4 protein-coding genes are annotated in these 3,959 nt (G+C 70.1%); all 4 read left to right on the top strand.

Going from position 1 to position 3,959, the window contains the following annotated elements; genetic code table 11:
* Positions 1-585: transporter associated domain-containing protein (locus tag AC30N0_RS19595; protein ID WP_489519559.1), on the top strand; the 585-nt coding region annotated here is incomplete at its 5' end.
* The gene (gene lnt / locus AC30N0_RS19590) at positions 582-2,108 is read left to right on the top strand and encodes an apolipoprotein N-acyltransferase (RefSeq protein WP_489519558.1); all 1,527 of its coding nucleotides are present in this window, start codon (positions 582-584) and stop codon (positions 2,106-2,108) included. The genes AC30N0_RS19595 and lnt, both read left to right, overlap by 4 nt.
* A gap of 63 nt (positions 2,109-2,171) precedes the next feature.
* The gene (gene glyQ / locus AC30N0_RS19585; RefSeq protein ID WP_489519557.1) at positions 2,172-3,107 is read left to right on the top strand and encodes a glycine--tRNA ligase subunit alpha; all 936 of its coding nucleotides are present in this window, start codon (positions 2,172-2,174) and stop codon (positions 3,105-3,107) included.
* On the top strand, positions 3,104-3,959 hold an 856-nt coding region (locus tag AC30N0_RS19580; RefSeq protein ID WP_489519556.1), incomplete at its 3' end, for a glycine--tRNA ligase subunit beta. The genes glyQ and AC30N0_RS19580, both read left to right, overlap by 4 nt.

The following is a 3,959-nucleotide window of genomic DNA, read 5'->3' as shown; positions in this document are numbered from 1 at the left end:
ACCGGCCATTCGCGCTTCCCCGTCTATGAGGAGCGGCGCGACAACATCATCGGCGTCCTCATGGCCAAGGACCTGCTGAAGCTGCAGCGCTCGCCCGACCTGAGCCTGCGGACGCTGCTGCGGCCCGCCGTCTTCGTGCCCGAGTCCAAGGGCCTGAATGACCTGCTGCGCGACTTCCGCTCGAACCGTAACCACATCGCCATCGTCATCGACGAGTTCGGCCACACCGCCGGGCTGTTGACCATCGAGGACGTCCTCGAGGAGATCGTCGGCGAGATCGAGGACGAGTTCGACGAGAACGACGCCGAGTCCAGCATCTACACCCTGGCCGACGGCAGCCAGCGGGTGGCCGGGGACGCCACCGTCGCGGCCGTCAACGAAGCCTTCGACGTGGCCCTGCCCACGGACGAGTTCGACACCATCGGCGGCCTCGTCGCCCAGGAGATGGGCCGGGTGCCGCGTCGCGGCGAGGCGGTGACGATCGGCGGCCTCGTCTTCGCGGTGATGCTGGCGCGCGGCGGCGCCGTGCGCTGGTTCAAGGTGACCCGCGCCGCCGAAGAGGCGCTCGGGTCCGACGGCGCTTGACGCGCGGCGGCAGGGCCGGCCGCCGGTACCTCGAGCCGCTCGCGCTGGCGGCGCTGGGCGCGCTGCACACGCTCGTCTTCGTCGAGACCGCCTTCGGGCTGGCGCAGCTCGCCGCAGTCGCCGTGCTCGCGTGGCGGGTCGCGCTGGCCACGCCCGGTCGGGCGGCCTGGCTTGGCTTCGCGTTCGGCACCGGCTGGCTCTGCGCCGGCACCTGGTGGCTGTTCGTCAGCATGCACCGCTACGGCGGGCTGCCGGCCTGGATGGCGGCGCTGGCGGTGTTCGGGCTGGCCGCGGTGCTGTCGCTCTACCTCGCGGCAGCGATGGCGGCGGCGGCCCGCTGGCGTGGCACGGGCGTGCTCCCGTTCGCCCTGGTCTTCGCCGCCGCCTGGCTGCTCGCCGAGCTGGCGCGCGGCGTCTTCTTCACCGGCTTTCCCTGGCTCGCCAGCGGCTATGCCCACGTCGACACCCCCCTGGGTGGGTTCGCACCGTGGCTCGGCGTGTACGCCCTGGGCGCGCTCGCCGCCGGGCTCGCTGCCGCACTCGCCGGGGCGGCCGTCCGCGGCCGGCGTGCGCTGGCGTGGCCGGCGGGGATCCTGGCGCTGGCGCTGGTCGCCGGCAACCTGCTCGGGCGCCATGACTTCACCGTCCCGAGCGGCACGCTGAGCGTCTCCCTGCTCCAGGGCAACGTGGCCCAGGACGAGAAGTTCTCGGCCCGCTACGTCCCGGAAGCGCTGGCCGGGACGGCGGCGCAGTTCGCGGCCGCACGCGGCGCGCTGGTGGTCGGGCCCGAGACCGTGATCCCGCTTCTTCCGAGCCAGCTCGACCCGGCCTACATGCAGGCGCTGCGCGAGCCGTTCGCGGTTCCCGGACGGGCGGCGTTGTTCGGCATCCCGCTCGGCGATCCGGAGACCGGCTACACCAACTCGGCGATCGGCCTCTCCGCCACGGCTGCCGCCGGCGAGGCGGGCGCCTACCGCTACGACAAGCACCACCTGGTGCCGTTCGGCGAGTTCATCCCGCCGGGCTTCAGGTGGTTCACGCGGATGATGAACATCCCGCTCGGCGACTTCGACCGCGGGCCGCAGACCGCGCCGTCGTTCCCTTTCCAGGGCGAACGGATCGCGCCGAACATCTGCTACGAGGACCTCTTCGGCGAGGAGCTGGCCGCGCGCTTCGTGCCGGCCGCCGGCGCGCCGACCATCCTCGCCAACATCAGCAACATCGGCTGGTTCGGCCGCACCGTCGCCCTCGACCAGCACCTGCAGATCTCGCGCATGCGCACGCTCGAGCTGCAGCGGCCCATGCTGCGGGCAACCAACACCGGCACGACGGCGGTGATCGACCACCGCGGCCACGTGACCCATGCCCTGCCGGTGTACACGCGCGGCATCCTCGAGGCGACGGTGCAGGGCCGAAACGGCCTGACCCCTTTCGCCGCCTGGGCCGGCCGGCTCGGCCTCTGGCCGCTGTGGGCGCTCGGCATCGCCACGCTCGTGTTCTTCGCGAGCAGGCGCACACCCTAAAATCGTCGTTCCGCCGACGACGCGTGCGCGCTCGTCTCCGCCATTCCAGGAAGCCGGGGCGAGATGCTTTCTTTCCAGCAGATCATCCTTCGCCTGCAGTCGTACTGGGGCGAGCGCGGCTGCGCGCTGCTCCAGCCCTACGACATGGAAGTGGGAGCCGGCACCAGCCACACCGCGACCTTCCTGCGCGCGCTCGGCCCCGAGCCGTGGCGTGCCGCCTACGTGCAGCCGAGCCGCCGGCCCAAGGACGGCCGCTACGGCGAGAACCCGAACCGGCTGCAGCACTACTACCAGTACCAGGTCGTCCTCAAGCCGGCGCCCGCCGACATCATCGATCTCTACCTCGGCTCGCTGGAGGCGCTCGGCTTCGACCTGAAGAGCAACGACGTCCGTTTCGTCGAGGACGATTGGGAGAACCCGACGCTCGGCGCCTGGGGCCTGGGCTGGGAGGTCTGGCTGAATGGCATGGAGGTGACGCAGTTCACCTACTTCCAGCAGGTGGGCGGCATCGACTGCAAGCCGATCACCGGCGAGATCACCTACGGCCTCGAGCGGCTGGCGATGTACCTGCAGGGCGTCGACAGCGTCTACAAGCTGGCTTGGACCGACGGGCTCACCTACGGTGATGTGTACCACCAGAACGAGGTCGAGCAGAGCGCCTACAACTTCGAGCACAGCGACGTCGACTTCCTGCTCGCCGCGTTCGCGGCGCACGAGCGGCAGGCGAAGTCGCTGATGGAGGCGCAGCTTGCCCTGCCGGCCTACGAGCAGGTGCTGAAGGCGGCGCACAGCTTCAACCTGCTCGACGCGCGCGGCGCGATCAGCGTGACCGAGCGCGCCGCCTACATCGGCCGCATCCGGGCACTGGCGCGCAGCGTCGCGCAGAGCTACCTCGACAGCCGGGCCCGGTTCGGATTTCCGATGGCACCGAGAGAGCGGGCTGAAGAGGTGAGCTCTCAGCTGGCAGCGCGAAGCCTCGCCAGCCGAACGTCCCAATGACTACCGCAGGGATCGCACCACTGCTGGTTGAACTCTTCGTAGAGGAGCTTCCGCCGAAGGCTCTAAAAGCGCTTGGCACCGCGTTCGCCACTGAGCTCGCCAAGGGGCTCCAAGACCGGCAGTTCATCTCGGGTCCATCGGCTGTGCGGACCTTCGCCACACCGCGGCGCCTCGGCGTGATCGTTACCGGGGTAAGTTCTGAATCAACACCGAGAGAGATACCTGCCGAGTCCTTCATGCCCGCAGCGGTCGCCTTCGATGCGACAGGCAGACCCACGGCTTCACTAGTCAAGAAGATTCGGAAGCGCTACCACGACGCTGTGGATATCGACTGGGTCGTTCGCGAGCGACTGGAGGTAGTTGAGGAGGGCGGCAAGCGCACGGTCAAGCATCGTGCAGAGCTATCCAGCCCGGGATCTTTGCAGGTCGGGCTGGAAGCTGCTCTGGAAGAAGTGCTTGCCAAGCTGCCCATCCCAAAGCTCATGCAGTACCAGCTCGCCGACGGCTGGACGACGGTGGGCTTCGTCCGCCCGGCGCACGGCCTCGTCGTCCTGCACGGCAGCGACGTCGTGCCGGTGCGGGCGCTCGGCCTCGACGCCGGCCGCTCGACCTTCGGCCACCGCTTCGAGGCGGCCCGTGCGCCCGTGCTGCTGCGCTCGGCCGACAGCTACGAGGCTCAGCTGCGCGAGGAGGGTGCCGTGATCGCCGGCTTCGCCGAGCGGCGGGCCGAGATCGTCCGCCAGCTGAACGCCGCTTCGGCGGCCGAGAACCTGGCGCCGGTGGACGACGAGGCGCTGGTCGACGAAGTGACGGCGCTCGTCGAACGGCCGAACGTGCTCGCCTGCGAGTTCG

Source organism: Rhizobacter sp., from assembly GCF_031412495.1.
In the GTDB taxonomy this organism is placed as follows: Bacteria; Pseudomonadota; Gammaproteobacteria; order Burkholderiales; family Burkholderiaceae_C; genus Schlegelella_A.
This window is presented reverse-complemented; position numbering and strand designations above follow the sequence as displayed.

Coding starts and splice junctions, on each gene's coding strand:
- glyQ (WP_489519557.1), top strand. CDS start 2,172: ATGCTTTCTTTCCAGCAGATCATCCTTCGCCTGCAGTCGTACTGGGGC.